17 protein-coding genes and 1 riboswitch are annotated in these 26,606 nt (G+C 57.5%); of the genes, 8 read left to right on the top strand and 9 right to left on the bottom strand.

Features of this window, described 5'->3' with window-relative positions:
• Window positions 1-23: 23 nt before the first annotated feature.
• From FHG12_RS17645 to FHG12_RS17685, 9 genes are all read right to left on the bottom strand, one after another.
• Complete coding sequence (locus FHG12_RS17645; protein WP_139516980.1) at window positions 24-2,903, bottom strand: TonB-dependent receptor; 2,880 nt, start codon at window positions 2,901-2,903, stop codon at window positions 24-26.
• Window positions 2,904-3,116: 213 nt separating this feature from the next.
• The gene (locus FHG12_RS17650) at window positions 3,117-4,919 is read right to left on the bottom strand and encodes an assimilatory sulfite reductase (NADPH) flavoprotein subunit (protein ID WP_139516981.1); all 1,803 of its coding nucleotides are present in this window, start codon (window positions 4,917-4,919) and stop codon (window positions 3,117-3,119) included.
• Window positions 4,920-4,963: 44 nt separating this feature from the next.
• Complete coding sequence (cobA, locus tag FHG12_RS17655; protein WP_139516982.1) at window positions 4,964-5,758, bottom strand: uroporphyrinogen-III C-methyltransferase; 795 nt, start codon at window positions 5,756-5,758, stop codon at window positions 4,964-4,966.
• Window positions 5,759-5,794: 36 nt separating this feature from the next.
• Window positions 5,795-7,033: a sulfate adenylyltransferase subunit 1 gene (locus tag FHG12_RS17660; protein ID WP_139516983.1), complete on the bottom strand. Its 1,239-nt coding sequence runs from the start codon at window positions 7,031-7,033 to the stop codon at window positions 5,795-5,797.
• An 83-nt stretch (window positions 7,034-7,116) separates the two neighbouring features.
• Window positions 7,117-8,028: a sulfate adenylyltransferase subunit CysD gene (gene cysD / locus FHG12_RS17665; RefSeq protein ID WP_139516984.1), complete on the bottom strand. Its 912-nt coding sequence runs from the start codon at window positions 8,026-8,028 to the stop codon at window positions 7,117-7,119.
• A 65-nt stretch (window positions 8,029-8,093) separates the two neighbouring features.
• Entirely contained in the window at window positions 8,094-8,852 is a 759-nt protein-coding gene (locus FHG12_RS17670) for a phosphoadenylyl-sulfate reductase (protein ID WP_139516985.1), read from the bottom strand.
• Window positions 8,853-9,165: 313 nt separating this feature from the next.
• Window positions 9,166-9,260: riboswitch (SAM riboswitch) on the bottom strand.
• Between the two features lie 378 nt (window positions 9,261-9,638).
• A complete protein-coding gene (locus tag FHG12_RS17675; protein WP_139516986.1) occupies window positions 9,639-12,974 on the bottom strand; it encodes a UTP--glucose-1-phosphate uridylyltransferase in 3,336 nt (1,111 codons plus the stop codon).
• A gap of 74 nt (window positions 12,975-13,048) precedes the next feature.
• Window positions 13,049-13,999 (bottom strand): UTP--glucose-1-phosphate uridylyltransferase, encoded by a 951-nt coding sequence (locus tag FHG12_RS17680; protein WP_139516987.1) that lies wholly within the window; start codon window positions 13,997-13,999, stop codon window positions 13,049-13,051.
• A 248-nt stretch (window positions 14,000-14,247) separates the two neighbouring features.
• Complete coding sequence (locus tag FHG12_RS17685) at window positions 14,248-15,792, bottom strand: hypothetical protein (RefSeq protein WP_139516988.1); 1,545 nt, start codon at window positions 15,790-15,792, stop codon at window positions 14,248-14,250.
• A 479-nt stretch (window positions 15,793-16,271) separates the two neighbouring features.
• On the opposite strand from FHG12_RS17685, the gene FHG12_RS17690 reads away from it, so the two are divergent.
• The 8 genes from FHG12_RS17690 to leuC all read left to right on the top strand — a co-directional run bounded on the left by FHG12_RS17690 (window position 16,272) and on the right by leuC (window position 26,605).
• Entirely contained in the window at window positions 16,272-17,180 is a 909-nt protein-coding gene (locus FHG12_RS17690) for a branched-chain amino acid transaminase (protein ID WP_139516989.1), read from the top strand.
• Between the two features lie 75 nt (window positions 17,181-17,255).
• Window positions 17,256-18,974 (top strand): dihydroxy-acid dehydratase, encoded by a 1,719-nt coding sequence (gene ilvD, locus FHG12_RS17695; RefSeq protein ID WP_139516990.1) that lies wholly within the window; start codon window positions 17,256-17,258, stop codon window positions 18,972-18,974.
• Entirely contained in the window at window positions 18,937-20,673 is a 1,737-nt protein-coding gene (gene ilvB / locus FHG12_RS17700; RefSeq protein ID WP_139516991.1) for a biosynthetic-type acetolactate synthase large subunit, read from the top strand. The genes ilvD and ilvB overlap by 38 nt, the downstream gene beginning before the upstream one ends.
• A gap of 69 nt (window positions 20,674-20,742) precedes the next feature.
• Complete coding sequence (ilvN, locus tag FHG12_RS17705) at window positions 20,743-21,351, top strand: acetolactate synthase small subunit (RefSeq protein ID WP_139516992.1); 609 nt, start codon at window positions 20,743-20,745, stop codon at window positions 21,349-21,351.
• A gap of 53 nt (window positions 21,352-21,404) precedes the next feature.
• Window positions 21,405-22,499, top strand: a complete 1,095-nt coding sequence (gene ilvC / locus FHG12_RS17710) for a ketol-acid reductoisomerase (RefSeq protein WP_139516993.1) — start codon at window positions 21,405-21,407, stop codon at window positions 22,497-22,499.
• A gap of 78 nt (window positions 22,500-22,577) precedes the next feature.
• Window positions 22,578-23,849: a threonine ammonia-lyase IlvA gene (gene ilvA, locus FHG12_RS17715; protein WP_139516994.1), complete on the top strand. Its 1,272-nt coding sequence runs from the start codon at window positions 22,578-22,580 to the stop codon at window positions 23,847-23,849.
• 192 nt (window positions 23,850-24,041) lie between these two features.
• Window positions 24,042-25,208, top strand: coding sequence for a 2-isopropylmalate synthase (locus tag FHG12_RS17720; protein ID WP_139516995.1), 1,167 nt, complete (start codon window positions 24,042-24,044; stop codon window positions 25,206-25,208).
• A gap of 2 nt (window positions 25,209-25,210) precedes the next feature.
• Entirely contained in the window at window positions 25,211-26,605 is a 1,395-nt protein-coding gene (gene leuC, locus FHG12_RS17725) for a 3-isopropylmalate dehydratase large subunit (RefSeq protein ID WP_139516996.1), read from the top strand.
• The last annotated feature ends 1 nt before the right edge of the window (window position 26,606 follow it).

The raw sequence follows: 26,606 nt of genomic DNA on the forward strand, positions 1-26,606 counted from the left end.
TGCGTGTGATGCCAGCCGTAGTTCTACCGGATGACCGTATTGTCAAACGTTAGAGCCACGTAGTACAAACCGCCAATGGTTGGGCCAGCAGCGTATTGTATGTATCTCTTATTCAATAAGTTAGTTCCACCGACTTTGATCGTCGTTTTCAGGTTCGGAACGCGCACGTTTACCTGCGCGTCAACGGTCTGGTAAGCCGGGATTCGGCCGTTGGCCAGTTGGCTTTCCCAGTAGAAAGCATCTTGCCAGCGCCACACCACGTTGAAACCCACGTTGCGCACGATTTCGCGGTTGCCGAAGCTCAGGTTGGTTGTCCATTTGGGGGTATTGAAGCCGGTGATGAACACGTCCTGCGCTTTGTTGGCGGCGATGTTGTTGTAGTTGGTGTTGCCCGAGACGGTGTATTTCTGGTAGAAATTATACGTCACGCCCAGCGCCGACCCGTAGCTGCGGTATTTGTTGCGGGCGTTGGTGTACACGCGGTACCGATCCTGTTTCGCGCGGGCCAGCATGTCGAGCACCGACGCATCCGAACCAACCGGGCCCGACTTCGGTACGGCCACTTCCACCTGCCCCAGAAAGCCGGTGTACTCGTTGTAATACGCATCCAGATCCAGCACAATTCGGTTGTCGAAAAGCACGCTCTTGTAGCCCACTTCGAAGGCATTGATGTTTTCGGGCTGCATCGTGGGAAGGTTGGCCACCTGCAAGATCCCGCGGTTTTTCAGGGCGGCGCGAGCTTGTTTCTCTGCTGTGGTGCCGGTTGGGTCGGCGGCCACGTCTTTGTTGACGGCAGCCGTGAAGTTGTCGAGCGAAACGAGCGTGTAGGAGTTCTCCAAAAAGCCCAAGCCTTCGTTCACGCGCGCCAGACCACCCACGCGCCGCACGCTGCCGTTGTTTACGAATGACAGCGCTTCAAACAGGGCCGGGAAGCGCCAGCCGTTCTGGTACGAAGCCCGGAAATTGTGCTTCTCGGCCAGCGTATACACGGCCGCCACGCGCGGGTTGACTTTTGGGTTGAACTCCGGATTGTAGTCCACGCGCAGGGAGGCATTCAGCTTGAGGCGGTCGGCAAAGAACAGCTTGGTGGCCTGCGCAAATCCCCCGAACTTCTTGTAATACTGATTGTTGCCGCCGGGTGTGGTACGGTCGGAGAGGGGCTTCGAGAAGTCCACGAAGTTGTTGCCATCCGGAATTACCTCGTACACGCGGGCATCGGCGCCCAGCACCACATCGGCCCACTTCACGCGCGGCCCCAGATTCCACTGGCCCTCCGTGTGGTACGTGCGGCTACGCTGCCACAGGGCCGCGCCGCCGGTAACCGGTGCGCCGGGCACGTTCACGGCAATGTCCCAGTTGTTGATGCCGGTGATGGTGTTTTTGAGTTGTTCGAACGCGGCCGTACCCGGTTCGGCGCGACCTTGGTCGGCGATGGCGCGGGCGCGCTGCATGGCGGTGGCCAAGTCGGTGCCGCTGTTGATTTGGGTTTGCAATTCCTTCTGAAACCTGCCGCCCCACACGCTATTCGAGCCGTTGTTGAGATCGAGGTTGGTCGCTAACGGGTTGAGGTTGTAAGACTTACCAGTATTCTCGACAAGCACGTAGCTGCGGATGTAGTAGTCGGTGCCGCGCAATTCCAGCTTGTGGTTTTGCACGGTCACGTCCTTGAGCTGAATCTTGTTGCCGCGCTGAAAAATGCCGTCCATCAGGCCGTAGCGGTAGCTGTAGGACAGTTCCAGCTTGTCGGTGAGCTTGTAGAACAAGCCCCCATCGAACTTCAGGTTGCGCACGGTGGGCGAAATGAGATCGCGCTCATAATAGCCCGTGCGGCGCACATTGAAGGTTTCGGTTTTGCCGTTGTATTGAATGGCTACCGGCACGTTGCCGCTGCGGTCGTCGCCGTAGCGGTTCCACAGGTCAGCGGCCGGGTTATTGGCACCGGAAAGCGCTGGAAAGCGGGGGTTGGCCGAGTTCAGGTTTTGCGGGTTCTGATCGGTTTGGGTATCCGACAGCCAATCAGTGCCTTGCAAATAGCTGAAATTCAGCTTGAAAGCGAATTTGTTCTTAATCACTTGGGCGTAGCGCACCGCCGACTCGGTCAGGGCGCTCGGGTCGCGGTCGCGGCCATCGACGTGGTTGACGCCGACTTTCTGGTACACGCTCAGGCCCTGGTACGTGAAGGGACTTTTGGTAGTCAGGTTGGCCATGCCGTTGATGGCGTTCATGCCGTAAAGCGCCGAGGCCGCGCCGGGCGTGATTTCCACGCTGGCAATGTCGAGTTCCGTCGGCCCGATGGCGTTGCCCAGCGGCACGCCCAGCGTGGCCGCCTGCATGTCCACGCCGTCGACGAGCTGCATGAAACGAAAGTTGTTCGGAATGTTGAAACCCCTGGTATTGGGCACTTTAAAGGTCAAACTTGACGTCGTCATCTGCACGCCCTTCACGTTTTCCAGCGCGTCGTAGAAGCTCGGCGCTGGCGTTTCTTTGATGGCCCGGATGTCCAGCTTTTCAATCGCCACCGGCGACTTCAACCGGCTTTCCTCCACCCGCGACGCCGACACGACCACTTCGTTGGTCCAGATGGCGCGCGATTCGAGCACCACGGCAATGGGCTGGCTCCCGCTGGAAATTTCCAGTTCTTTGGCATCGTAGCCCAACATGTTGAATACCAGCGTAAACGGGAAGCGCAAGCGGGCTTTCAAGGCAAACTTGCCGCTGCCATCGGTCAGGGTGCCGGTCGTGCTGCCTTTCACGCTGATGCTCACGCCTGGCAGCGCCTGTTGGGTGCCGTTTTCCCGCACGGTACCGCTGATGGCAATGATGGGGTCTTGCGCCATTGCCGATACTGCGCTAACCAACAGCAGGAGTAGGAGCAACCAAAAAGATGCGTAATACTGCTTCATTACCAAGGAGTTGTATTTCTAAGGGGTTTGCAGAGAAGAAACCGTCCGGTAGACGACGGTTCGGTTGAGGCGTAAAGCTGAGCCTTCACGCGAAGCTGCTTGGGAGCCGCACCAGGCCAGTAATGGCCCGTACGAGGCGCGCAGCTATTTTCTGCTACAACATCGCCTCGGAGAAATACATAACGTCATGATTGACAGGTGGTTGTAAGGGGCTTAATACACGTCTTCGAGGTAGCGACGCTGCTTTTTCAGGGCCCGTAGGTATTCGCTGGCGCCTTCCGCATCGAGGCCGGCCTCGCGCTGCACCACTTCGGTAAGGGCGTGTTGGACGGCACTGCCCAAGCGGTCCTTGTTGCCGCAGACGTAGAAATGCGCGCCGTTTTCAAGCCAGCCAAACACATCGCGGGCGTTTTCTAGGATGGCGTGCTGCACGTAGCGTTTTTCGGCCTGGTCGCGGGAGAAAGCGACATCCAGCTTGGTCAACGCACCCTTCTTGTGGTGTTGCAACCACTCTGCCTGGTACAGAAAGTCGGTGGTAAAATTGGGGTTGCCAAACAGCAGCCAATTGCGACCCGCAGCGCCCAACTCCACGCGTTCCTCCACGAAAGCTCGGAACGGAGCCACGCCCGTGCCGGCTCCCACCATGATAATGTCGGTGGCCGAATCAGTCGGAAGCTTGAAGTATTCGTTGCGCTCCACAAACACCCGCACCGAGTCGTCGAGGCCCACGCGGTCGGCGAGGAAGGACGAGCAGGCGCCGTGCTTGCGGCGGCCGTGGGCATCGTAGCGCAACGCGCCTACCGTGAGGTGCACTTCATCGGGGTGCGCCAGCAGGCTGGAGGCGATGGAATAGGCACGGCTCGGCAGCGGCCGCAGGGTCTCGACAAGCGTCTGCGCCGTGATATCAGTCGGAAAATCGGTCAGCAAGTCGGCCACGTCGCGGCCGTAGAGATAGGGGCGAAGCTGCTGAGTATCAGCGAGTAGCTCCTGAAGCTGTGCATAGGGCGCCAGCGTTGCGTAGCGTTCCACCACGTCGCGGGTGAGCACAGTGAGCTCGCGTCGGCTGGCTAAAGCGGCGGCCAGGGGCAGGGCCTCATTTTCGAGCTGCACCGGCGCCGTGTCGCTGAGGCGCGCCGCCCGCAGTACTTCTTCCACCAACGGGTCTTCGTTGGTGGGCAGCACGGCCAGCGCGTCGCCAGGTTCGTAGTGCAGTGCCGACCCAGTCAGGTCCAACTCCAGGTGATAGGTTTCTTTCGAAGAGCCGCGGCCGTTGAGCTGAATGCTTTCCAGAATGCGCGCTTCCCACGGATTTTGGCGGGAATACACCGGCGTAACAGGCTCTGCTTTTACGGTCGCGTTGGCAGTGGAAGTGGCTGGTGAACTGGTGGTTGTGGCACCGGCTATCTTTTCGAGCACGGATTCAATCCAATGCTCGGCGGCCGTGTGGTAGTCCACGTCGCAGTCGACGCGCTCCAGTAGGCGCTGGGCGCCAAGCTCGGCCAGGCGCTGGTCAAATTCTTTGCCGGTCTGGCAGAATTGCAGGTAGCTTTTATCGCCTAGGGCCAGCACCGAGTAGCGCAGGTCCGGCAGTTGCGGGGCACGCTTCCCCAGCAGGAACGTGCGCACTTCCTCGGCCGCTATGGGCGGGTCGCCTTCACCTTGGGTGCTCACCACCACGAGCAGCAGCCGTTCTTGGGCCAGCGCGCGCGGGGCGTATTCATTCATGTCTTTCACCTCCACCGGCAAGCCCCGCTTCCGCGCGGCTTCGGCCGCAAGCTTGGCTACTTTCTGGCTGTTGCCGGTCTGCGAACCAAACAAAATAGTAACAGAAGTAGCAGAGGCTGAGCCAGTTGTCGGAGCAGCCTGCGGAGCGACTTCACCCGTGCCCGCAGCATAGCGACCGTAGAAATAGCCGCTCAACCACAAAAGCTGCTGAGTGTTCAGCCCGGCGGAAAACTGCTGGAGTGTAGCTTCATCGAAGCCTATGGGGAGCGTAGGGCCTTGCGAAAGTGACATACGATAGTGTTTTTATAACCAATTGATAGACAATTGATTATGTGCTAAGCTACTTCTGCGTATTGGATGGCTGTCGTGGCAAATTCCACTGCCGACAGGGGCGTAGCGGTGGCCAAAGCCACTACTTCGCCGATCACGATGATGGCCGGAGCGCCCACGCCGGCGGCTTCGGCTTTGTCGGCGAGGGTGGCTACTGTGCCCGTCACGAGGCGGGCGTCGGGGAGCGTGCCGTTCTGAATCACGGCGGCGGGCACATGGGCGCTGCCGGAGTGGCAAAACAGGCGGGTGATTTCGGGCAATCGGCTCAAACCCATCAGAATGATGGTGGTCGTGCGCGAGCGGGCGGCTTCCACGACAGCGGTAGAAAGTTCGCCGTTGGCAGTGATGGCCGTAATCACCTGAAAGCCTTCGCTTAAGCCCCGGTGAGTAACCGGAATGCCTACGCTGCCCGCCGCCGCTACCGCGCTGCTGATACCCGGAACATAAGCCGTAGCCAAGCCGTGTTGCTCAGCGTAGAGCATCTCTTCGCGGCCCCGCCCAAACACAAATGGATCACCGCCCTTCAGCCGTACGACGTGCCCGTATTGCCGAGCGTATTTCACAATCAGCGCATTCGTTTCTTCCTGAGAGTAAGCCTGATACCCCCGGCGTTTGCCCACAAACACCCGCAGCGCTTGCGGCCGCACCAAGGCAAACAGGTCGTCGCTAACCAGCGCATCGTAGAGCACTACGTCGGCTTCGGCCAGTGCGCGCGCGCCCTTGAGCGTGAGCAGCTCTGGGTCGCCGGGGCCAGCCCCGACTACCGTGAGGCGTGGTAAGATGTGCGGATTTGCAGGCATAATGAAAAAGAATGTAGAACCTTGTGAATGAGGTGATTATGACGATTCGATTAGGCCGGCGGCGAGCGTATCGCCGGTGAGTTCATCCACCAGAATGAAGGCGCCGGCGGTCCGGTTGTTGTGGTAAGAGTCGGCCACTATGGGCACGGCCGTCTTGATTTGCACCCGCACGATGTCGTTGAGCTGGGCCGATTCGGCGGCCGAATGGGCGTAGGTCTGAATGTTAGTTTTGCTCAGGATGGCTGATACAGAAGCCTTTACCACGGCCGAATGATGTTGGACCAGCAGCTTGCGACCGGGCTGGAGTGGGCGCTCATCCATCCAGCAAAGCGTCGCTTCGAGGTTGCGAGTGGTAGTAGGCGCGTGATCGGCCACTACAATGGAGTCGCCGCGGCTCACGTCTACGTCGTCGCGCAGCCGAATCACTACGGCTTGCGGAGCCACGGCCGCTTCTACTTCCTGCTGGCTAACTTCCAGTGCCTCAATCACTGATTCCAGGCCCGAAGGCAGGATCTTGACGCGGTCGCCTTTGCGGTACGTGCCGCTCTGAATGCGGCCCGCGTAGCCGCGGTAATCGTGCAGCTCTTCGGTCTGCGGCCGGATCACGTATTGCACCTGAAAACGCGGCTCATGCGGGTTGGCATCCGCCGTAGAAGGCACGCTTTCCAAGTGTTCCAGCAGGCTTGGCCCCTTGTACCACGACAGCTTGCGCGACCGCTTCACGATGTTGTCGCCGTGCAGCGCGCTCACCGGAATAGCCACGATGTGGGGCAGCTTGAGGTGGTCGGCAATGGCGGCGTAATCGGCGACAATCTGTTGAAACACAGCCTCATCGTGGCCGACCAAGTCCATTTTATTTACGGCCAGCACAAAGTGCCGAATGCCGAGCAGCGCGGCCACCAGCGTATGCCGGCGCGTCTGCTCCACCACGCCCTGACGCGCATCGACGAGTACGATGGCGAGGTCGGCGTTTGAGGCGCCCGTGACCATGTTGCGGGTATATTGCACGTGGCCCGGCGCGTCGGTAATGATGAATTTGCGGCGCGGCGTGGTGAAGTATTTATGGGCTACGTCGATGGTAATGCCCTGCTCGCGCTCGGCCTTCAGGCCGTCGGTGAGCAGCGCCAGATCCACGTTGCCGGTGCTGGTTTGGCGTTTTTCCAACGTCGCCAGCACGTCCAGCGACACCGAATCGCTATCGTAGAGCAGGCGGCCGATAAGGGTGCTTTTGCCGTCGTCGACGCTGCCGCAGGTGATGAATCGGAGTAAGTCCATGGGAGTATGGGGGCTGCGCCGGGGCGCAATTAGTCGGGAGAATTAGTTTTAATCTTATTTCTAAGTAATTGATAATCAATTACTTAGAAATAGCCGTTGCGCTTGCGATCTTCCATGCCGGTTTCCGAGATGGTGTCGTCGAGGCGGGTGGCGCCGCGCTCGCTCACTTTGGCTTGCAGCAAATCCAGGATGATGTCGTCCACGGTGTCGGCTTCGCTTTCCACGGCGGCGGTGCAGGTCGAGTCGCCCACGGTACGGAAGCGCACGCGGCGGCTCACGATTTCGTCGGTGTCGTCGAGGCGCAGGTGCTCGGTAAGGCCCAGCAATTGGCCGCTGGGCAGCACTACGCACGTGCGCTCGTGTGCGAAATAGATGTTGGGCAGCTCGATTTTTTCGCGCTGGATATAATTCCACACGTCCAACTCGGTCCAGTTGGAAATGGGGAACACGCGCACGTTTTCGCCCTTCTGGATGCGGCCGTTGTAGATGTTCCAGAGCTCCGGGCGTTGCCGGCGCGGGTCCCACTGACCGAACTCGTCGCGTACGCTGAAAATGCGCTCTTTCGCCCGCGCTTTTTCTTCGTCGCGGCGCGCCCCGCCGATGCAGGCGTCAAACTCAAACTCTTCGATCACGTCGAGCAACGTGTAGGTTTGCAAGGGATTACGGCTCGGAAACTTGCCGCCGGGCTCGCGCAGGCCGCGCTGCTTAATGGTGTCTTCCACGCTGCGAACGATCAATTTTTCGCCCAGGCTCGCGGCCAGCTGATCGCGGAAAGCCAGCACCTCAGGGAAGTTATGACCCGTGTCGATGTGCACCAGCGGGAACGGAAACTTGCCCGGCCGGAAGGCTTTTTCGGCCAAGCGAGTTAAGGCAATCGAATCTTTGCCGCCCGAAAACAGCAGAGCGGGTCGTTCAAATTGGCCGGCTACTTCCCGCAGAATGTGAATGGCTTCTGCTTCGAGGCGGTCTAAGTAGTCGAGATGAATTGTACTCATAATCAGTACTATGGGTCTGCCCAGGTAGGGGCCGATTTGGCGAATGAGATAACGGTGGCAGGTGCTTAAGCAAGCAGTTTTTCGACTACTGGGTCGCGGCCTTCGTGGGCGGCGGTGCTGTGCAGGCCGCACTCTTTGGCGGCCTGTTCTTCCCACCACCAGCGGCCGGCCCGAAAATCCTCGCCCGGCTTGATGGCGCGGGTGCAGGGCGCGCACCCAATGCTGACGAAGCCTTGCTGGTGCAGCGGGTTGAATGGGATGCTGTGTTCGCGCACGTACTCCCAGGCTTCGTCCCAGGTCCAGTCGAACAGCGGGTGTACTTTGATGAGCTGGTGCCCGGCATCCCACTCCACGGCGTGCATGTTTTGCCGGTTCGGCGATTGCTCGGCCCGAATGCCGGTCAGCCACACGCGCTGCCCGGCCAAGGCGCGGCCCAGCGGCTCGACTTTGCGGATGTGGCAGCACTCTTTGCGGGCTTCGATGCTCTCGTAGAAGCTATTGGGACCTTTTTGCTGAACCAAATGCTCGATGCTTTCGCGCTGTGGCGCATATACTTCAATGGGCTTTTGGTAGCGCAATAGCGTCTTGTTCCAGGTAGAATAGGTCTCCTGGAAATTGCGGCCCGTATCGAGCGTAAACACCCGAATGGGCAGGTTGTGGCTGAAAATCAGGTGGGTAAGAATCTGGTCTTCTAGGCCAAAGGAGGTCGAGAAAGCGACTTTATCAGGAAAATGGTCGGCGATGAGCTCCAACGTGTCCGTCACGGATTGCCCAGCCAAACGGTGGCGCAGGTCTTCGACCAGCCCTTCGAGTGCTACTTGCATGAGAGGAGTGAAATAGGATTTTTCCGAACGGAAAAGCAGAGAATAGAGGGGGCTGGCGCACAGACTGCCGCAAACCGAGTAGCCTATGTCTGTGACGATAGAGCCCGGTGCTGGAAGGCTGCCGGCGAGGGGGAGTTACCGTTGATCAGGCAACCGCAGGAAAGGGAAAAGAGAAGGGGACTACGCTTCAGCAACCCATGCTAGCCGCAGCCATACAGGTGGCTGGGCGCGCCATGCAACAACACCCATGCTGTACAGCAACGAGGTTGGCGAAGTAGGCGCGGAGGTTGGAGACAGTAGCCACGGTAACTTGTTTTTATATGATCAGGACTTGGCACCGTTCCCGATGGGTATCGGTTGGTTGCCGGCGCTTCGTCGAGCCTGTCTCTCCACGCCTCTGTATAAAAACAACTCTTTGATCAGAAAGAATTGATGCAGCAAATGTAAACTAAGCTTTTTGATAAAAACAAACGCGTATAGGATTCGGGCTTAGCATAAAAGGCTTTTACAGTGAAGAATCCACGAGAAAATAGCTATTAAATAAAATGAAATAACACATTGATAATCAACATGTTGTAATTAAATATCAATCGTTTGCGATCAGTGGGTGTTTTGTTGGTAAATAATCGCTTAGGATGCAAGAAAATTTTTGAAAAAAGTTGCAACGATGAGCGCAGCTATTATAAAAACAGCATCAATTTCATCCTATCGGAATGCTTGAAAAGCAAAACAGCGTCCAAAAACCGAGGCTTTTGGACGCTGTTTTACAAGATGTTAGAGCAGAAATTATTCAAAAGTGCCCAGCGAAACGACGTAATCTTTGCTGCCATCCGTTACCCACGAATCGAGTTGGGCGGGATCCTTCATCTGCTGACCGCGGCTGCGCGGCACGACCACATAGCCGCATTTCACGTCGGGGAGGGCCGACATATCGCTCCACAGCTTTTCGATCTGCGCGACGGGGTAAATGTCCTCCTGGCCGTGGCCCCAGCGGTATTTCACATCTTTGATCGTGACGTACGTGGGGATGCGCTGGGCCACGCTGCGCACGGCTTTGGCCAACAGTGCCTCGTCGCCATTTTGCACATCTTGGCGGCTCAGGCCAAACAGCTTCAGTAGCGGATCGACCTGAATCCAGGTGGTCATGGAGTTGTAGTAGCTTAGGGCCAACTCGTCTTCTTCGCGGGGCTGGGCGAGGCCTTCCAGCAGCCGAACATGGCCATTGACGCGTGCCAATCCGCCACCACGGTCTTCGATGCGGCGCGGCACTACTTCGAAAGTTAGGGCATTGCCAGAAGCCAAATGGTAGCCCAGCACGGCCGCGTGCACATCCGCGCCCAGCGTGTCGATGTTGTGCAGCATGATGGTTTCGACCTGCGGCTGCTCGCGCAGGAGCTGAGCCAGCGTACCGTTGCGCAGCAAATTGGACACCTCGTACCAGTGCCCCAGCGGCGAAAAGCGCTGAGCGGCAATGTTATCCACGTAGTCGGTGCCTTCGCCCTTCGCCTTGGCCCAGTTGATCATGCTGCTGCGCACGGCATCGCGGACTTTCTGCTTGTTTTCGTCGAGCGTTTCCTGCGGCATTTCTTCCCACATAAAGCGCAAATCGCGCTCTGTGGGCACAAAACGCTGCCCAATGGAGCGGCCTGCCGACAGGAAAACCTTGCCGCCGTAACCATAATTCCGGGTGTGCGCCAGCTGCTTACGGATGGGCTCGTGGGTGAGGTAGCTGGTAGCTACCACGTGCGGAATGTCGGTTTGGTAGTGCTCAGCCACGCGCCGCGTTTTGGCCAAATGAATCTCCAAAAAGCTGCGGTGCACGCCGTTGATTTCCACAAACGGGTTGAGCGCTTTGATCACGCCCGCACCTTTGGTCCAACGGCTGCCCACGCCGGCGGCTAGGCTCATCACGGCTACTTTGCCGGCCCGAATTGCGGCTTCGCCAGCTTGAGTATATTCTTGTGTGTCAGATAGTTGGGTAATGTCTGTGGGCTGCACGTCTTCGATGGAAGTTTCAGCGGCTAAGCGGTTGCGCGACAAGCCAATGCGACCTTTTTGCAGTTCCTCGCGGATGTCTTCGTGCTGAATGTAGTCGAAGCCATTTTCGCGCTTGATGCGGTCGGCCTTCTCGTTTTCGACGCTGCGGTTGCCCTGTGCCGTGGGGTCCGACACCTTGAACAGGTTGCTGACGATGGTGCGCAGCAGCGGGTAGGCCAGGTTGTTCTGCTCGCAATACGTGGTGAAAAAGTCAATTTCGGCCCGGCGGATGTAAGAAATGGTCTCTGGGTCTTTCTTCACCAATTGCGACACATGGATGGCGTAATACTGCTCTGGCATCAGCGCTTCATTGCCTTGGTGCAGCGTGCCCCACGAGCCTTTCGGGTTGATGCGCCAATTGTATACCACCGGCTCCATGGCAAAGGGCAGTGAATCAGATAGTTCCTGCTTGGTACTGCGCAGTAGTTCCAGCACCCGCAGCTTGTACTCCTCGTAGCGCGCGGGGTTCACAAACATGCCCATGCCGCCACCCGACATGCCGCCCAGCATCAGGAAACCGTAGTAGTCGGAGCCGAATTCCTTCTTGGCGCGGGCAATGATTTGCTCCGTGAAATACGTTGACGCCCAAGGGATTATGGTTTTGATGGGGCCGGCGAAGTTGCGGGCCGTGTTGGCGCCCAACTTCTGAACGTCGCCATCTTTAATGGCCGCCAGGATGTTGTCGAAGATCTCGTTGGTTTGCTGCCGGGCCTGCGTTTCCTGCTCGCCGCGGAGCAAGTATTTTTCCGTCACCATCTCCAGAATGGGGCCGACGTTGGACGCCATGCCCCCGTGCATCAGCACCAGCGAATTCATGATTTTCTCGCCGATTTCGGGGTGCACTTCTTCGCCTTCCAGCACGCGGTGACGCGGCAGCAGCGTGCCCCGGCTGATGTTGAACTCCGGATCGCCTTCCTGCGCAAACGTGCCCTGAATGGCTTTGATGCCCGGCCACACGCCGCCCGAATCCTGCCAGCCGCCGCCTGAGCCGCCGATCCATTCTCCCAGAATGGCGCGCGACGCCACTAATCGGCGCTCGCTTTCGTCGAGGCCGCCGGTCAAGTTTTTGGTCTGGCCGGTGGCGCGCATCAGCAGGCTAATAATCGAGCCGAGCAGGTTGGTGGAAACTGCAAAGCGCGAGCCCTTCGGAATGTCGTTGACCTTGGTAACCAGTTCAATGCCCATGCCCGGTGCCACGATGCGCGCCAAAATATCGGGCAACGACTGGTTGGTGCCTTCGAAGGAAGGCGGAATCAGGCCCGAAGCGATCACGCCGGCTTTCACCAAGCTCAGGTAGTCGTTGCCGAAGTTGAACAGGTCGGCCAAATCGTGCACGTCCTTGGTGGTGTTCAGGTCGATGCTGGTCAGGCGCAGCACGGGGTCTGGGATGACGCGCACGTAGGCGTGCAGCGGCGGCAGAATGTCCTTGTCGCGGCCGAAAACGCCCAAATCAATCGACAGATTGATCACGCGGGCGCCTTCCGGATAATCCATGCCCAGGAAGAAAATATCCGACCAGCCGCTGTGCGTCAGGTCCATACGCACGGAGGTGTGCTCGTGCAGAATGGGATAGAAGAGCGAGCTGTCGGTGCGCTGCAACAGCGCCGGGTGAATGCGAATGGGGTGTTCTTCCTGGTGCCCCACGCGGAACATCCACTGGTTGCCCTTGCTGGAACGCACGCTTTTGCGCACTTGGTCGGCCAAAATTTGGAACGACAAATGGTGGTAGCTATCGGCCAAAGCGCTGAACAACGTAGCGTTGGGGCCGTGCGCGTCTAGCTCGCCCAAGAACGTGCTGATGGCGTGCTCAAAGCGTCGGGCCAGCAAATCCTCGAAACCGGCGTACGGAATTTTGCCCACGGCCGGCACGTCTTTCGACTCAGTCAGGAAGAAGCGAAAACCGGCGTAGAGAAACAGAATCGCCCGAACCTTATCGTACAGATTAGGTGTGGCCTTCCGAAACTGATCAAGCTCGCGCAGGTGCTGCAACAGATCTTTCGCCGACAGCCCGCGGCTGAGCTCGTAAAACGAGCGGTTGCGTTTGGCCGGCTCCGTAGCGACTATAGTTTCTACAAAAACATTCATTAGATAGGGTTTCCGGGGTTGGGGCCGCACCTGCCGAGCAGAAGCAAAGCAGGGGAGGCAAGGAGAAAATCCGGTTATTTTGCTTTGCGGTTGTTGGCTTCGGCCAGCAGCTCGACCATGGTGGTCAGGGTTTCGTCATGGGCCTCGCCGGCCAGGCCTAGGGCAATCTGGGCGCGCAACAGGCCGTGTTTGCGGCTCAAGTCGTAGCGGTTGCCTTTCACTTCCAGGGCCAGGTATTTTTCCGTTTCGGCGAGCTCTTGCAAGGCCGGCGTCAGCAACACGTTCGTGCCTCCTTGCGCCAAGTGCTTCTGTAGAATGCCGAAAATGGCGGGTGTTAGCACATGCATGCCGAAAAAGCACAGATAATAGCCGGCCCGTAAGCCCGGCGTTTGCAACTCCAACTCGGCGGTGCTCAACGAAGGTTTCTCAATAATCTTATCTATCTGATAGATACCTACTTGGCTGGGCAAGTGCTTGCCCGTAAGCGTGCCGTACCGGCCGATTTGGTGCTCAATAGTTGGGTTGACGGCCGACACCGCGCATTCTTCCTGCGCTGCGAGCGCGAGCAACTGGGCCGCGCAACGCTGCCCGGGCAAATCCGAAACGTAGAGGTAATCGCCGAGCAGGAGCAGAAATGGCTCGTCGCCTACAAACTCGCGGGCGCAATACACGGCGTGGCCGTAGCCAAGCGCCTCGCGCTGCTCCGCAAACTGCAATCGGCTCAGGAGATGGTCGATTTTTTCGGCTTCCTCTTTCGCCCAATCAATGTCTTGGTAGGACTTCAACAGGTTATCGCGCAGCGAAGTAAAGGCCGCTGTGTAGCGCTCGCCGTCGCCTGGAGCGCACACCACGCACAGTTCCTCGATGCCGCTGCTGAAGGCTTCTTCTGCCACAATCTGAATCACGGGCTTGTGCAAGCCGTCGACGTCGATTACGGGAAGCAAGGCTTTCTGAATGGTATCCGCCACCGGATACAAACGCGCGCCACGGGCTGCTGCGGTAATCACTGCCTTTCTTACTTTCATTGTATATGCTTGATAATCAAATGGTTGTGTTTTGGGCTATTGCGGATTCCGTTTTGGCATATTCTGGCCAGGTCCGACTCTAGTGGGCGGAGAAGCGACGTTGAAGATGCAACCACAAACCCGCGAACCGCAAATAAACGGCGAAAATCCTTGCTCAGCTTGTTAAGAAGCCTTGCCAAAGTTCCCGCGGGCCGCCGCGCCAACATGCACCGTTGGAGGTCTCGCTCCGCAGGAACTTGTTTTGCTATCTACTTCATTTGCAGAAACTTACGCTGCATTATTTCCTGCACCGACACGTTTTCGATTTTGCTTTCGAGCCACGAAATGATGTCGAGGTAGAGAAAGGGGCGCCGCTCAAACGGGTTGGCCGCAATGCGAATCAGTTCTTCTTTGAGCTGCGCAAAGGCCTCTTTTAGCTGGTCGGGGGCAATATCGCCGACACGGCGCAGAAACTGAAAAATCGCGACCTGCATCTGCTGCTGGTCGTTCATCTTGCCCAAAAAGCGGTACACCGACTTGATTTGGTATTCCAGCACCTCATCGCGACCAGCTTCGTAGTGGGCAATCAGGTTGAGGATGCGCGCAAAGCACTGAATGTCTTCGCGTAGGCTCACGTCTTTGTACTGAATGACTTTGGTGAGGTATTCGATGGCCTTGTTGTAGTGGCCGCTGCCAAAGTAGAGGCTCGCAATCTTGTAGTAAAACACCAGCCGCCGGTGCGAGTCGAGTTGCACCTGGAAGCGGTCGAGGTTTTCGAGCAGCGCCGGAATGATCGTGAGCCCCTCCGTAAACCGCCCCCGCAGAAAGTAGGAATTGATGCGGTTGGTGTAGATGTAAAGGAAAAGCAGCATTTCCGTATTCGGATTGGTGCGCCGCTCCGGATCGGCGGCAAAGTCCTCCAGCTTCTTCAATACTTCCATAAACTTGCTGTAATACAGCATGTTATAGAGCGAAATCAGCAGGTTGTGCAGGCCTTTGATGTAGAGCATAGTTTGTTGCTCGCGCATAGTTGGGTGCTGCTCAAACAGGTCAACCCATTTCTGCGCGTAGCGGAAGCACGCCCGGAAGTTGTGCGTGATCGTGGAATACCACACCTGCGCCTGGTAGTAGTACAGCTTCTCGTAAAAGCCCGGATTGCTCAGGTCAATTTTGTCGAGTGCCGTTAAGAAGAACTCCGTAATGCGGTCAAAATCATGCTGGTTGCGCGCGTGGCCAATCTTCAAGTACAGCCCGTACATGCGCAGCGCCAAGTTGGAAAGCGCGTGCTCCTGCGCCACGTGCGCCACCGTTTCGACGGCTTCTTCCGACAGCAGATCCGCCTTGCCCCGCAGGCTGCGCGTGATGTACTGCGACTCGATCAGCTTCTCAAAGTCGAGGGCCAACAACGCTACGTGCGGCATTTCGGCTTGTTGGGCGGCTACCTTCACGCGCTCCAACATCTTGAGGCTCTGTTGGTAAAGCCCACGGTTGTAGAGCACGCGGGCGTAATCGAGCTGCTCGTGCAGTTGAATATCCAGGTTTTGGCCGGCGTGGTAGAGGCGCAAGCTGGCGAGCATCTGCCGGTAGAGGTTGGCTTTTAGGTTGGCCAACTGCACCTTTTTGATGGCGGGCACCTGCACCAAGATGCGCTCCTCGTCGTAGCGCTCCATTTGATCAAGCGTATCGAAAAGCTGCAGAAACTTTAGGCCCTCGTTGGATCCCTGGCGGTTGGTAAACAGCCGGAAATGCCGCTTTTCGGAGCGAGTCAGCGATTTAATTAACTGAAAAACCGGATCAATGCTTTCGTTGGGCATTGTATTCTGATACTTATTAAGTGTTTGATTATCAATAGTTTATCAACACTGAAATCGCAATTAGAAATAGTAGGCAAACCAAAAAAAAGTTTTTGTAGCTGCGCCTTGAAGCTGTACTTGTGCTAAGCATTCAGGCAAAAATGCCACACATGGCACTCCGAATAACACCGCCAAATGCTTCTGAACTTGTTCGGCACACCGCCTGCAAGGTAACAGGAAGCGGAGGTTGATTATTGCGGCGGTCATGATTTCCTTCCTACTGATCTCCTCAAAGGCAGCGTTAGGCGGCCTATACTCCGCGCTTCCGCAATCCTTTTCTCAGCCCATGATCCTCTCGATTCTGCTCGTCATTAAAGTCATTACTCCTCTGCCCGCGGGCTGAAAGGATCGCTTCTTACTTACCCAAGAATCAGCCTTTCTAAGCCTCGCGCTCAGGAAGGCTTTTTGATGCACTCTGCTGACTTTTAACGCTTTCCACCATGTATTTCAAGAGTAACACAGTCGCTTTTCTGGACGGAGAATTTGTGCAGGCCGACCAGGCTACGTGCGGGGTATACGCCCAGTCGCTGCACTACGGATACGCAGTTTTTGAAGGCATTCGCGCCTACAATACGCCACAAGGCACGCAGATTTTTAAAGCACAAGAGCACTTCGAGCGGTTGCAGTATTCGTGTCGGGTGATTGGGTTACCACTGTCATACTCGGTTGAGGAAATGACCGAAATCACGTACGAGCTGCTCGAAAAAAACAACCTGACCGACGCCTACATCCGGCCCTTGGTGTATGCTGCTACGCCCAACATGAGCCTTAAGTGCCCCACAACCAGCAACTTACTCATTGCGGTGTGGGACTGGGGCAAGTACCTCGGCGACCAGTGCCTGCGCCTGACCGTTTCGCCTTACGAGCGCCCCAACCCCAAGGCGGTGCCCATCGAGGCCAAGGTAGCGGGCCACTACGTCAACTCCATCATTGCCAGCACCGAAGCCAAAAACCGTGGCTACGACGAGGCCTTGCTGCTCGACATGAACGGCTTCGTGGCCGAAGGACCGGGCGCTAACTTTTTCTTCGAAAAGAACGGCGAACTGTTTACGGCGCCAGCAGGCAGCATTCTGCGCGGCATTACCCGCAATACCATCATTGATCTGGCCCGCGAAGCCGGCATCACGGTGCACGAAAAATTCTTCCGGCCAGCCGAGTTGCAGGGCGCTACCGGCGCTTTCATGACGGGCACGGCCGCCGAAGTAGTGGGGGTGGAATCAGTTGATGGTGAATCGTTTGCGAAACCTTTCAAAGAAACGCTGGGAGCTATGCTGGCCGAGCAGTACCAGGCGCTGGTAACGGGCGCAGGGGCGCTCCGCTCGCGCCCGCTGGCCGAACGGCAGGCGTGAGGCCATAGCTACACTTCTTTCAATCACTCATAGACAACAAATGCACGGGCGCGTGCAACGCGCCTCAACCAGACCATGGCCCTCAACAAATACAGCCGCATCTACACCCAAGACGACAGCCTGCCCGCCTCGCAGGCCATGCTCATCGGCTCGGGCTTGTCGGATGAAGATTTGCGCAAGCCTTTCGTGGGCATCTGCTCTACGGGTTTCGAAGGCAACACCTGCAACATGCACCTAAACGGCCTGGCCGATCAGGTGAAGCTGGGCGTGACGGCACAAGGGCTTGTGGGACTGCGCTTTAACACCATTGGTGTGAGCGACGGCATCACCAACGGTACGGCCGGCATGCGCTTTTCACTGGTCTCCAGAGAAATAATTGCCGATTCGATTGAGGCCATGGCCGGGGCACACAATTACGACGCGCTGGCCTGCGTAATGGGATGCGACAAAAACATGCCCGGGGCGCTCATCGCCATGGCGCGGCTCAACCGGCCGTCGCTGATGGTGTATGGTGGCACGATCAAGGGCGGCACGTTTAAGGGGCAGCAACTCAACATCGTATCGTGTTTTGAGGCGTACGGCAAGAAATTGCAGGGCCAGATTTCGGACGAAGATTACAAAGGCATCATTCACAATGCCTGCCCCGGTCCCGGCGCGTGCGGCGGCATGTACACGGCCAATACCATGGCCGCGGCCATCGAGATGCTGGGCATGTCGGTGCCGTTTTCGTCGTCGTCGCCGGCCGTGAGCGCGGAGAAAACGCAGGAATGCCTCAATGCGGGCGCTTACCTGCGCCTGTTGCTCGAAAAAGACATCAAGCCCCGTGACATTCTGGTGCGCGAAGCCTTTGAAAATGCGCTCGTAATGATCACAGTATTAGGTGGTTCTACGAACGCTGTGCTGCACCTCATTGCCATTGCCCATGCGGCCGGCGTGAAGCTTACGATGGAAGATTTTCAGGCCGTCAGCAACCGCGTGCCGGTGCTGGCCGACTTGAAGCCCAGCGGCAAATACCTGATGGAAGATCTGTCGGCGCTGGGTGGGGTGCCGGCCGTGATGAAAACCTTGCTCAACGAAGGCTTGCTGAACGGCAACTTACTGACCGTCACGGGCCAAACGGTAGCCGAAAACCTGGCCGATGTACAACCACTTGGCCCGGAGCAAGATTTGCTTCGCCCGCTTTCCAACCCCATCAAAGTAGATGGCCACATCCAGATTCTGTACGGCAACCTCGCCCCGAAAGGCGCAGTGGCCAAAATCACGGGCAAAGAGGGCGTCAAGTTTGAAGGTCCGGCCGTGGTCTTCAACTCGGAAGAAGAGCTGAACGAAGGCATCATTCAGCAAAAGATCAAGCCGGGCCACGTCGTCGTCATTCGCTACGTGGGACCGAAAGGCGGGCCGGGCATGCCCGAAATGCTGAAGCCGACTTCGGCCATCATCGGGGCCGGCCTGGGCGACAAAGTGGCCCTGATCACCGACGGCCGTTTCTCCGGCGGCACCCACGGCTTCGTGATCGGGCACGTCTGCCCGGAAGCCTACGACGGTGGGCCCATCGCCCTAGTAGAAGACGGCGATTTGATTGTGTTGGATGCCGCTGCCAATACCATACAAGTGCAAGTAGATGAAGCAGTTATGCAGCTGCGCCGGAGCGAGTGGCAGCGGCCCCCAGTCAATGTGAAGCAGGGGGTATTGCTAAAGTATATCCGCACGGTAAGCGATGCAAGTCACGGGTGTATCACCGATTTAGAAGAGGACTATGTTAACGAAAGAGCAGCCAGCGCAAGCCTTGCGTGAACAAGTTACCACGACCATTTCCGGCGCCGAAGCAACCTTGCGCGCGCTGCTGGCCGAGGACGTGGACACCATTTTCGGCTATCCGGGTGGGGCAATTATTCCCATCTACGATGCGCTGTATGACTTCAAAGAGCAGCTCAACCACGTGCTCGTGCGGCACGAGCAGGGCGGCATCCATGCGGCGCAGGGCTTTGCGCGGGCGTCGGGTCGGGTCGGCGTAGTGTTTGCTACCAGCGGCCCCGGCGCTACCAATCTGGTCACGGGACTGGCTGATGCTCTGATTGATAGCACGCCGCTGGTGTGCATCACGGGCCAGGTGTTCGCGCACTTGTTGGGCACAGATGCCTTTCAGGAAACGGACATCCTCAACATCACCACGCCCATCACCAAGTGGAATTATCAGATCACCAACGCCGAGGAAATCCCGGAGGTGCTGGCCAAAGCGTTTTACATCGCCCGCAGCGGCCGGCCCGGCCCGGTGCTGATTGACATCACCAAAAACGCGCAGCAGCAAAAGTTTGAGTACAACGGCTATACGCCTTGCAACCACATCCGCAGCTACCGCCCCAAGCCCATTGTGCGGCCCGAATACATCGAGCAGGCGGCGGCGCTCATCAACCAGGCCCAGCGGCCGTTTGTGCTCTGGGGGCAGGGCGTGATTCTGGGGAAGGCGGAACAGGAATTCAAAGAATTTATCGAGAAAAGTGGCATTCCGGCCGCCTGGACCATTCTGGGAGCCGGTGCGCTGCCCACCGATCACCCCCTGAACGTGGGCATGTTGGGCATGCACGGCAACTACGGCCCCAACGTGCTCACCAACGAATGCGACGTGCTGATTGCCATCGGGATGCGCTTCGACGACCGCGTCACGGGGCGCCTCGACAAGTACGCCAAGCAGGCTAAGGTTGTCCACCTCGACATTGACCCCACCGAAATCGACAAGAACGTAGCGGCCACCGTGCCGGTGTGGGGCGATTGTAAGGAAACGTTGCCTTTGCTTACCCAACTAGTTGATAATAAAACACATGCTGAATGGCGTCAGCGCTTCGAAGATTACCAGACGCAGGAGGTAGCGGCCGTTATTCAGGAGGAGCTTTTCCCGACTTCGGAAGAGCTGACAATGGGTGAAGTCATTCAGCAGCTCAACGAACTAACTCAGGGTGAGGCCATTGTGGTGACCGACGTGGGCCAGCACCAGATGGTAGCCTGCCGATATGCCCGGTTCAACCGCTCGCGCAGCAACATCACCAGCGGCGGCTTGGGCACGATGGGCTTTGCGCTGCCCGCCGCCATTGGGGCCAAGTTTGGGGCGCCGAGCAGCACGGTGGTAGCCGTCATCGGCGACGGGGGTTTCCAGATGACGATTCAGGAGCTGGGCACCATCATGCAGACGGGCGTTGATGTGAAAATCATGATTCTCAACAACCAATTCCTCGGCATGGTGCGGCAGTGGCAGGAGCTGTTCAACGACCGGCGCTATTCCTTCGTCAACATCGCCAGCCCCGATTATGTGACTGTGGCCAGCGGCTACGGCATCGCCGGCAAGCGGGTAACCGAGCGCGGCGAGCTGCAAACGGCGCTACAGGAAATGCTGGCGCATCCCGGCTCTTTCTTGCTGGAGGTGATGGTAACCAAAGAGAACAACATCTTCCCGATGGTGCCGCAAGGTTGCAGCGTAAGCGAGATTCGGCTGCGGTAGAAGTGGGTTGCAGCAATACTAACCCTGGGGGTCATGCTGCGCTCCGCATGACGTTCAAATTTATTAGCCATGAGTGATCCACAAATCATTGACCGTCAAGAATATAACATCACGGCGTACACCGAGAATCAGATCGGGCTTTTGAACCGCATTGCCATCATTTTCTCCCGCCGCAAAATCAATATTGAGAGCCTGAACACGTCGCCTTCCGAGATCGACGGCATTCACCGCTTCAACATTGTGATTCACGAAACGGAGGAAGTCGTGCGCAAAATCGCCAAGCAGATCGAGAAGCAGGTGGAAGTGCTGAAGGTGTATTACAACACCAACCAGGAGGTGATCTGGCAGGAAATGGCCCTGTACAAAGTCCCTACCGACGTGATCGCCGAAAAAGCTTCCGTGGAGCGCCTGCTGCGCGAAAATGGCGCCCGCGCCGTGGTCATCCGCAAGGATTATACAGTGTTTGAAACCACTGGCCACCGCGAGGAAACCGACGCCCTGATCAAGGTGCTGCAACCCTACGGCCTGATCGAGTTTGTGCGCAGCGCCCGCATCGCCATCATCAAGCACAGCGACGGCTTCAACCGAAAGCTGCGCGAGTTTGAGCGCACCGAGCCCAGCTCGGAAGTCATTGAAAACGAGTACCTCAACAGCCGAGATAAAGTGTTTACGATGTAAATGCTTGATAATAAAACACTTGTAAATCAAACCCTAAACCCAATCCCAACAACATGGCAACGATCAACTTTGGCGGCGTAGACGAAACCGTCATCACCCGCGATGAATATCCGCTGGTTAAGGCGCAGGCTTTCCTGAAAAACGAAGTAATCGCGGTGATTGGGTACGGTGTGCAAGGCCCCGGCCAGGCACTGAATCTGCGCGACAACGGCTTCAACGTAATTGTGGGGCAGCGCCAGGATTCGCCTTCGTGGGAGCGGGCGTTGCACGACGGCTGGGTGGAAGGCGAAACGCTGTTCTCGATCGAAGAAGCGGCTGAGCGCGGCACCATCATTTGCAACCTGCTGTCGGATGCGGGCCAGATCGCGCTGTGGCCAACGCTGAAGGGCAAGCTGACGGCGGGCAAAACGCTGTATTTCTCGCATGGCTTCGGCATCACGTTCAACGACCAAACCAACATTATCCCGCCCGCCGACGTGGACGTGATCTTGGTAGCCCCGAAAGGCAGCGGCACCAGCCTGCGTCGCCTGTTTGTGGCCGGCGGCGGCCTGAACTCGTCGTTCGCTGTGTATCAGGATGCTACGGGCGATGCGTATGAGAAAGCCATCGCGCTGGGCATCGGCGTAGGCTCGGGGTATCTGTTCGAAACCGATTTCAAAAAAGAGGTGTACAGCGACCTGACCGGCGAGCGCGGCGTGCTGATGGGCGCTTTGGCCGGCATCATCGAGGCCCAATACCAAGTGCTGCGCCAACGCGGGCACTCGCCTTCGGAGGCCTTCAACGAAACGGTGGAAGAGCTCACCCAGAGCCTCGTGCCACTGGTAGGCGAAAACGGCATGGACTGGATGTTCAGCAATTGCTCGGTAACGGCGCAGCGCGGTGCCCTCGACTGGAAAGGCCGTTTCCGCGATGCTACATTGCCCGTAATCAACGAGTTATACGACAGCGTAGCCTCGGGCAAAGAAGCCGAGCGCACCATCCAGCGCGGCTCTACGCCAAACTACCGCAAGGAGTTAGAAGCAGAGTTGAAAGAAGTACGCGATTCGGAGCTGTGGCAGACGGGCGCGACCGTTCGCGAGCTGCGTTCCAAAGCAACCGCAAAAACTGAAAACCAAGAAGGCTACGCGCTTTCGACACAAGAAAAATAAAGGCAGGTGCTAAAAAGCTCCCCTCCTCAAACAAGGAGGGGAGCTTGGTTTATAGCCTTCGCCGTCAAACCTGGCCAAATGGAAAATGATGTAGTTACTTCAGCCCCAGTGGTTTCGCTGGCCAACGTAGAGCAGGCAGCGCGCAACCTAAAAGGTGTGATTTACAAAACGCTGTTGCAGCAAAACCTAGGTCTTTCGCAAGCCTACGGCGCCACGATTTACCTCAAGCGCGAAGACTTGCAGGTGGTGCGCTCTTACAAAATCAGGGGGGCCTACAACAAGATTTCGACGCTGACGCAGGAGCAAGGCGCTCAGGACGTGGTGTGCGCCAGCGCCGGCAACCACGCGCAAGGCGTGGCCTACGCCTGCCAACTGCTGGGGCTGAAGGGCTACATATTTATGCCGGCCAACACGCCGGCCCAGAAAGTAAACAAAGTGCGCTTGTTTGGGAAGGACAAAGTCGAGGTGATGCTCACCGGCAACACCTTCGACGATACCTTCAAAGCTGCCAAAGCATTCTGCGACGAGCGTGGGAGCACGTTTGTGCATCCCTTTGACGATCTGGCAATTGTGGAAGGCCAGGCCACGGTTGGGCTGGAAATCCTGAAGGCCGCGCCGGTCTCGATTGACTACTGCTTTATGCCCATCGGGGGCGGCGGACTGGCTTCGGGGGTGGGCAGCGTGTTTCGGCAGCTGAGCCCGCATACCAAGCTCATTGGGGTGCAGCCGCTGGGCGCGCCGTCGATGCAGCGCTCCATTCAGAATGGGCAGCGGCAGGCCCTCGACCAGATCGAAAGCTTCGTGGACGGAGCGGCCGTGAAGTGCCCCGGCGAGCTAACTTTCGAGCTGTGCCGCCAGCTGCTCGACGACGTGGTGCTGGTGCCCGAAGGCCAAGTCTGCGAAGATTTGCTCAAGATGTACAACGAGGAAGGCATCGTGCTCGAGCCGGCTGGTACGCTAAGTATTTCAGCCTTACACCAATACGCCGACGAAATCAAAGGCAAAAACGTCGTGTGCGTAGTCAGTGGCTCCAACAACGATATCACCCGCATGGAGGACATCAAGGAGCGCGCCATGCAGCACCAAGGGCTAAAGCACTACTTCATGGTGACCTTCAACCAGCGGCCGGGTGCCTTGCGCAGCTTCGTCAACAAGGTGCTGCACCCCGACGACGACATCATTCATTTTCAATACATTAAGAAAAATAACAAGGAAAAAGGCCCGGTCTTTATCGGCATCGAGGTCAAGCGTCCGCACGAAATTCAGGGCATTCAGCAACGCATGCTGGCCGAAGGTTTTGCCTACGAATACCTCAACGGCAAGCCCGATTTCCTGAGCTTATTGGTGTAAGGGAATCCTATTAAATACCGCAATTATACCGTTAGATATCGTATTTTTAACTTACATAAGTACTTTATAATCAATTAGTTATAAATATATAAGCGGCCATTAGAAATAGTAGGCTTGCCGAAAAGTAATTTTCTGGGAGAGGCATTGTCGGTGTACTTGCAATCAGCATTTGGCTGAAAGAAGACACATCTCATGGCAACTCAGAAAATCCAAATCTTCGATACCACCCTGCGCGACGGCGAACAAGTGCCCGGCTGCAAGCTCAACCGCGACGAGAAACTGGTCATTGCCCGGCAGCTCGAGCTGCTCGGCGTGGACGTAATCGAAGCGGGTTTTCCGGTGTCGAGCCCCGGCGATTTTGCTGCTGTGCAGGCCATCGCCGCCCAAACGCGCGAAGCTACTGTATGCGGCCTTTCAAGGGCCGTGGAAAACGACATTCGCGTGGCCGGTGAAGCCCTGAAACTGGCGCGTTATCCGCGCATTCATACCGGCATTGGTACTTCCGAGTCGCATATCACGCACAAGCTGTGCAGCACCCAGGAGCAAGTGCTGGAGCGCGCCATCGCGGCCGTGAAACTGGCCAAGTCCTTTGTGGAAGACGTGGAGTTTTATGCCGAAGACGCCGGACGCACCGAAAACGAGTATCTGGCCCGCGTCTGCGAGGCCGCTATTAAGGCCGGCGCCACGGTGCTCAACATTCCGGATACGACCGGTTATTGTCTGCCCGACGAATACGGCGCCAAAATCAAGTTTCTTCGCGAAAACGTGCGTGGCATTGAAAACGTCTGTCTGTCAACGCATTGCCACAACGACTTGGGCCTGGCTACGGCCAACTCCATTGCCGGCGTGCAGAACGGCGCCCGCCAGATTGAGTGCACCATCAACGGGGTAGGCGAGCGGGCCGGCAACACGGCGCTGGAAGAAGTGGTCATGATTCTGCGCCAGCATCCGTACCTTAATCTGCGCACCAACATCAACACGCAATTGCTGGCCGAAACCTCCGCCATGGTGTCGCAAATGATGGGCATGCCCGTGCAGCCCAACAAGGCCATTGTGGGCTCCAACGCCTTTTCGCACTCCAGCGGCATCCACCAAGACGGCGTCATCAAGAACCGCGAAACCTACGAAATCATCGACCCGCGCGAGGTGGGCGTTTCGAATTCCTCGATTGTGCTCACGGCCCGTTCCGGGCGGGCGGCGCTGGCCTATCGCCTCCAAAAAATTGGGTACGATTTCGACAAGCAGGTGCTGAACAAAGCCTACGCGTCTTTTCTGCAACTTGCCGACCGTCAGAAAGAAGTGGTCGACAGCGACCTGCACATATTAGTTGAACAAGAAAATCTGGTAGCGGCAAACTAAACATGGCCAAATCCTTAGTTGACAAAATCTGGGACGCCCACGTGGTGAAAGCCATTCCGGGCGGTCTGGAGGTGTTTTATATCGACCGGCACCTCATCCATGAGGTCACCAGCCCGCAAGCGTTTGACGAGCTGACCGCCCGCGGCTTGCCCTTGTACCACGCCGACCAGATTGTGGCCACCGCCGACCACAACGTGCCCACGCGCAACCAGCACCTGCCCATTCAGGACCCGCTTTCGCGCTCGCAAGTCGATAAATTGACCGAAAACTGCGCCAAGTTTGGCGTGGAGTTATTTGGCTTAGGCCATGAATACCAAGGCATTGTGCACGTCATCGGGCCGGAGTTGGGCATTACCCAACCCGGCATGACCATCGTGTGCGGCGACAGCCACACTTCTACTCATGGCGCTTTTGGCGCCATTGCTTTTGGCATCGGTACCAGCCAAGTGACGCAGGTGATGGCCTCGCAGTGCTTGCTGATTAGCCGGCCCAAGCGCATGCGCATCACGGTGGAAGGAGAGCTAAAGGCGGGCGTTTCGGCTAAAGATCTGATTCTCTACGTGATATCGCAGCTGGGTACGGGCGGAGCCACGGGCTACTTCGTGGAGTACGCAGGCAGCGCCATCCGCGCGCTGAGCATGGAAGGCCGCATGACGGTCTGCAACATGAGCATCGAGATGGGGGCCCGCGGCGGCCTCATCGCCCCCGACGAAACCACGTTTGCCTACCTGAAAGGCCGTCGTTACGCGCCGCAGGGCGAGCAGTGGGAGCAGGCGGTGGCCTACTGGCAAACCTTGTATTCCGACGAAGACGCCGAGTTTGATGCAGAGCTTCGGTTCGAGGCCCAGGCCATCACGCCGATGATCACCTACGGTACCAACCCCGGTATGGGCATCGCGCTCAACGCCAACATTCCTTCGCAAGTAACGGAAGGCGAAACCGTTAGCTTTGATAAGTCCTTGAAATACATGGGTTTCGCGCCTGGCGAATCGTTGCTGGGCAAAGAGATCAACTACGTGTTCATCGGGAGCTGCACCAACTCGCGCATCGAGGATCTGCGGACGGTGGCAGCGTATGTGAAAGGCAAGCACAAGGCCGAGCACGTAGAAGCGATCATCGTGCCCGGCTCGAAACAAGTTGAGAAACAGGCCATTGAAGAAGGGCTGGATAAAGTGCTGGCCGAAGCGGGCTTCGAGCTGCGCGAACCCGGTTGCAGCGCCTGCCTCGCCATGAACGACGACAAAATCCCGGCCGGCGCTTACTGCGTTTCAACGTCCAACCGCAACTTCGAGGGCCGGCAGGGGCCCGGCGCCCGCACGTTGCTGGCCTCGCCGCTGGTGGCAGCCATTACGGCCGTGGAAGGGCGCATTGTCGACATTACGCAGTACCTGAACTAAG

The sequence above is a fragment of the Hymenobacter jejuensis genome, from assembly GCF_006337165.1.
GTDB lineage: Bacteria > Bacteroidota > Bacteroidia > Cytophagales > Hymenobacteraceae > Hymenobacter > Hymenobacter jejuensis.

What these genes read in the sequence shown, in the direction of transcription:
- FHG12_RS17720 (WP_139516995.1), top strand. Translation starts at nt 24,042, where the DNA reads ATGGCAACTCAGAAAATCCAAATCTTCGATACCACCCTGCGCGACGGC.
- FHG12_RS17675 (WP_139516986.1), bottom strand. Translation starts at nt 12,974, where the DNA reads ATGAATGTTTTTGTAGAAACTATAGTCGCTACGGAGCCGGCCAAACGC.
- FHG12_RS17645 (WP_139516980.1), bottom strand. Translation starts at nt 2,903, where the DNA reads ATGAAGCAGTATTACGCATCTTTTTGGTTGCTCCTACTCCTGCTGTTG.
- FHG12_RS17685 (WP_139516988.1), bottom strand. Translation starts at nt 15,792, where the DNA reads ATGCCCAACGAAAGCATTGATCCGGTTTTTCAGTTAATTAAATCGCTG.
- ilvB (WP_139516991.1), top strand. Translation starts at nt 18,937, where the DNA reads ATGTTAACGAAAGAGCAGCCAGCGCAAGCCTTGCGTGAACAAGTTACC.
- FHG12_RS17670 (WP_139516985.1), bottom strand. Translation starts at nt 8,852, where the DNA reads ATGCAAGTAGCACTCGAAGGGCTGGTCGAAGACCTGCGCCACCGTTTG.
- FHG12_RS17680 (WP_139516987.1), bottom strand. Translation starts at nt 13,999, where the DNA reads ATGAAAGTAAGAAAGGCAGTGATTACCGCAGCAGCCCGTGGCGCGCGT.
- ilvN (WP_139516992.1), top strand. Translation starts at nt 20,743, where the DNA reads ATGAGTGATCCACAAATCATTGACCGTCAAGAATATAACATCACGGCG.
- FHG12_RS17660 (WP_139516983.1), bottom strand. Translation starts at nt 7,033, where the DNA reads ATGGACTTACTCCGATTCATCACCTGCGGCAGCGTCGACGACGGCAAA.
- FHG12_RS17690 (WP_139516989.1), top strand. Translation starts at nt 16,272, where the DNA reads ATGTATTTCAAGAGTAACACAGTCGCTTTTCTGGACGGAGAATTTGTG.
- ilvA (WP_139516994.1), top strand. Translation starts at nt 22,578, where the DNA reads ATGGAAAATGATGTAGTTACTTCAGCCCCAGTGGTTTCGCTGGCCAAC.
- ilvD (WP_139516990.1), top strand. Translation starts at nt 17,256, where the DNA reads ATGGCCCTCAACAAATACAGCCGCATCTACACCCAAGACGACAGCCTG.
- FHG12_RS17650 (WP_139516981.1), bottom strand. Translation starts at nt 4,919, where the DNA reads ATGTCACTTTCGCAAGGCCCTACGCTCCCCATAGGCTTCGATGAAGCT.
- ilvC (WP_139516993.1), top strand. Translation starts at nt 21,405, where the DNA reads ATGGCAACGATCAACTTTGGCGGCGTAGACGAAACCGTCATCACCCGC.
- cysD (WP_139516984.1), bottom strand. Translation starts at nt 8,028, where the DNA reads ATGAGTACAATTCATCTCGACTACTTAGACCGCCTCGAAGCAGAAGCC.
- cobA (WP_139516982.1), bottom strand. Translation starts at nt 5,758, where the DNA reads ATGCCTGCAAATCCGCACATCTTACCACGCCTCACGGTAGTCGGGGCT.
- leuC (WP_139516996.1), top strand. Translation starts at nt 25,211, where the DNA reads ATGGCCAAATCCTTAGTTGACAAAATCTGGGACGCCCACGTGGTGAAA.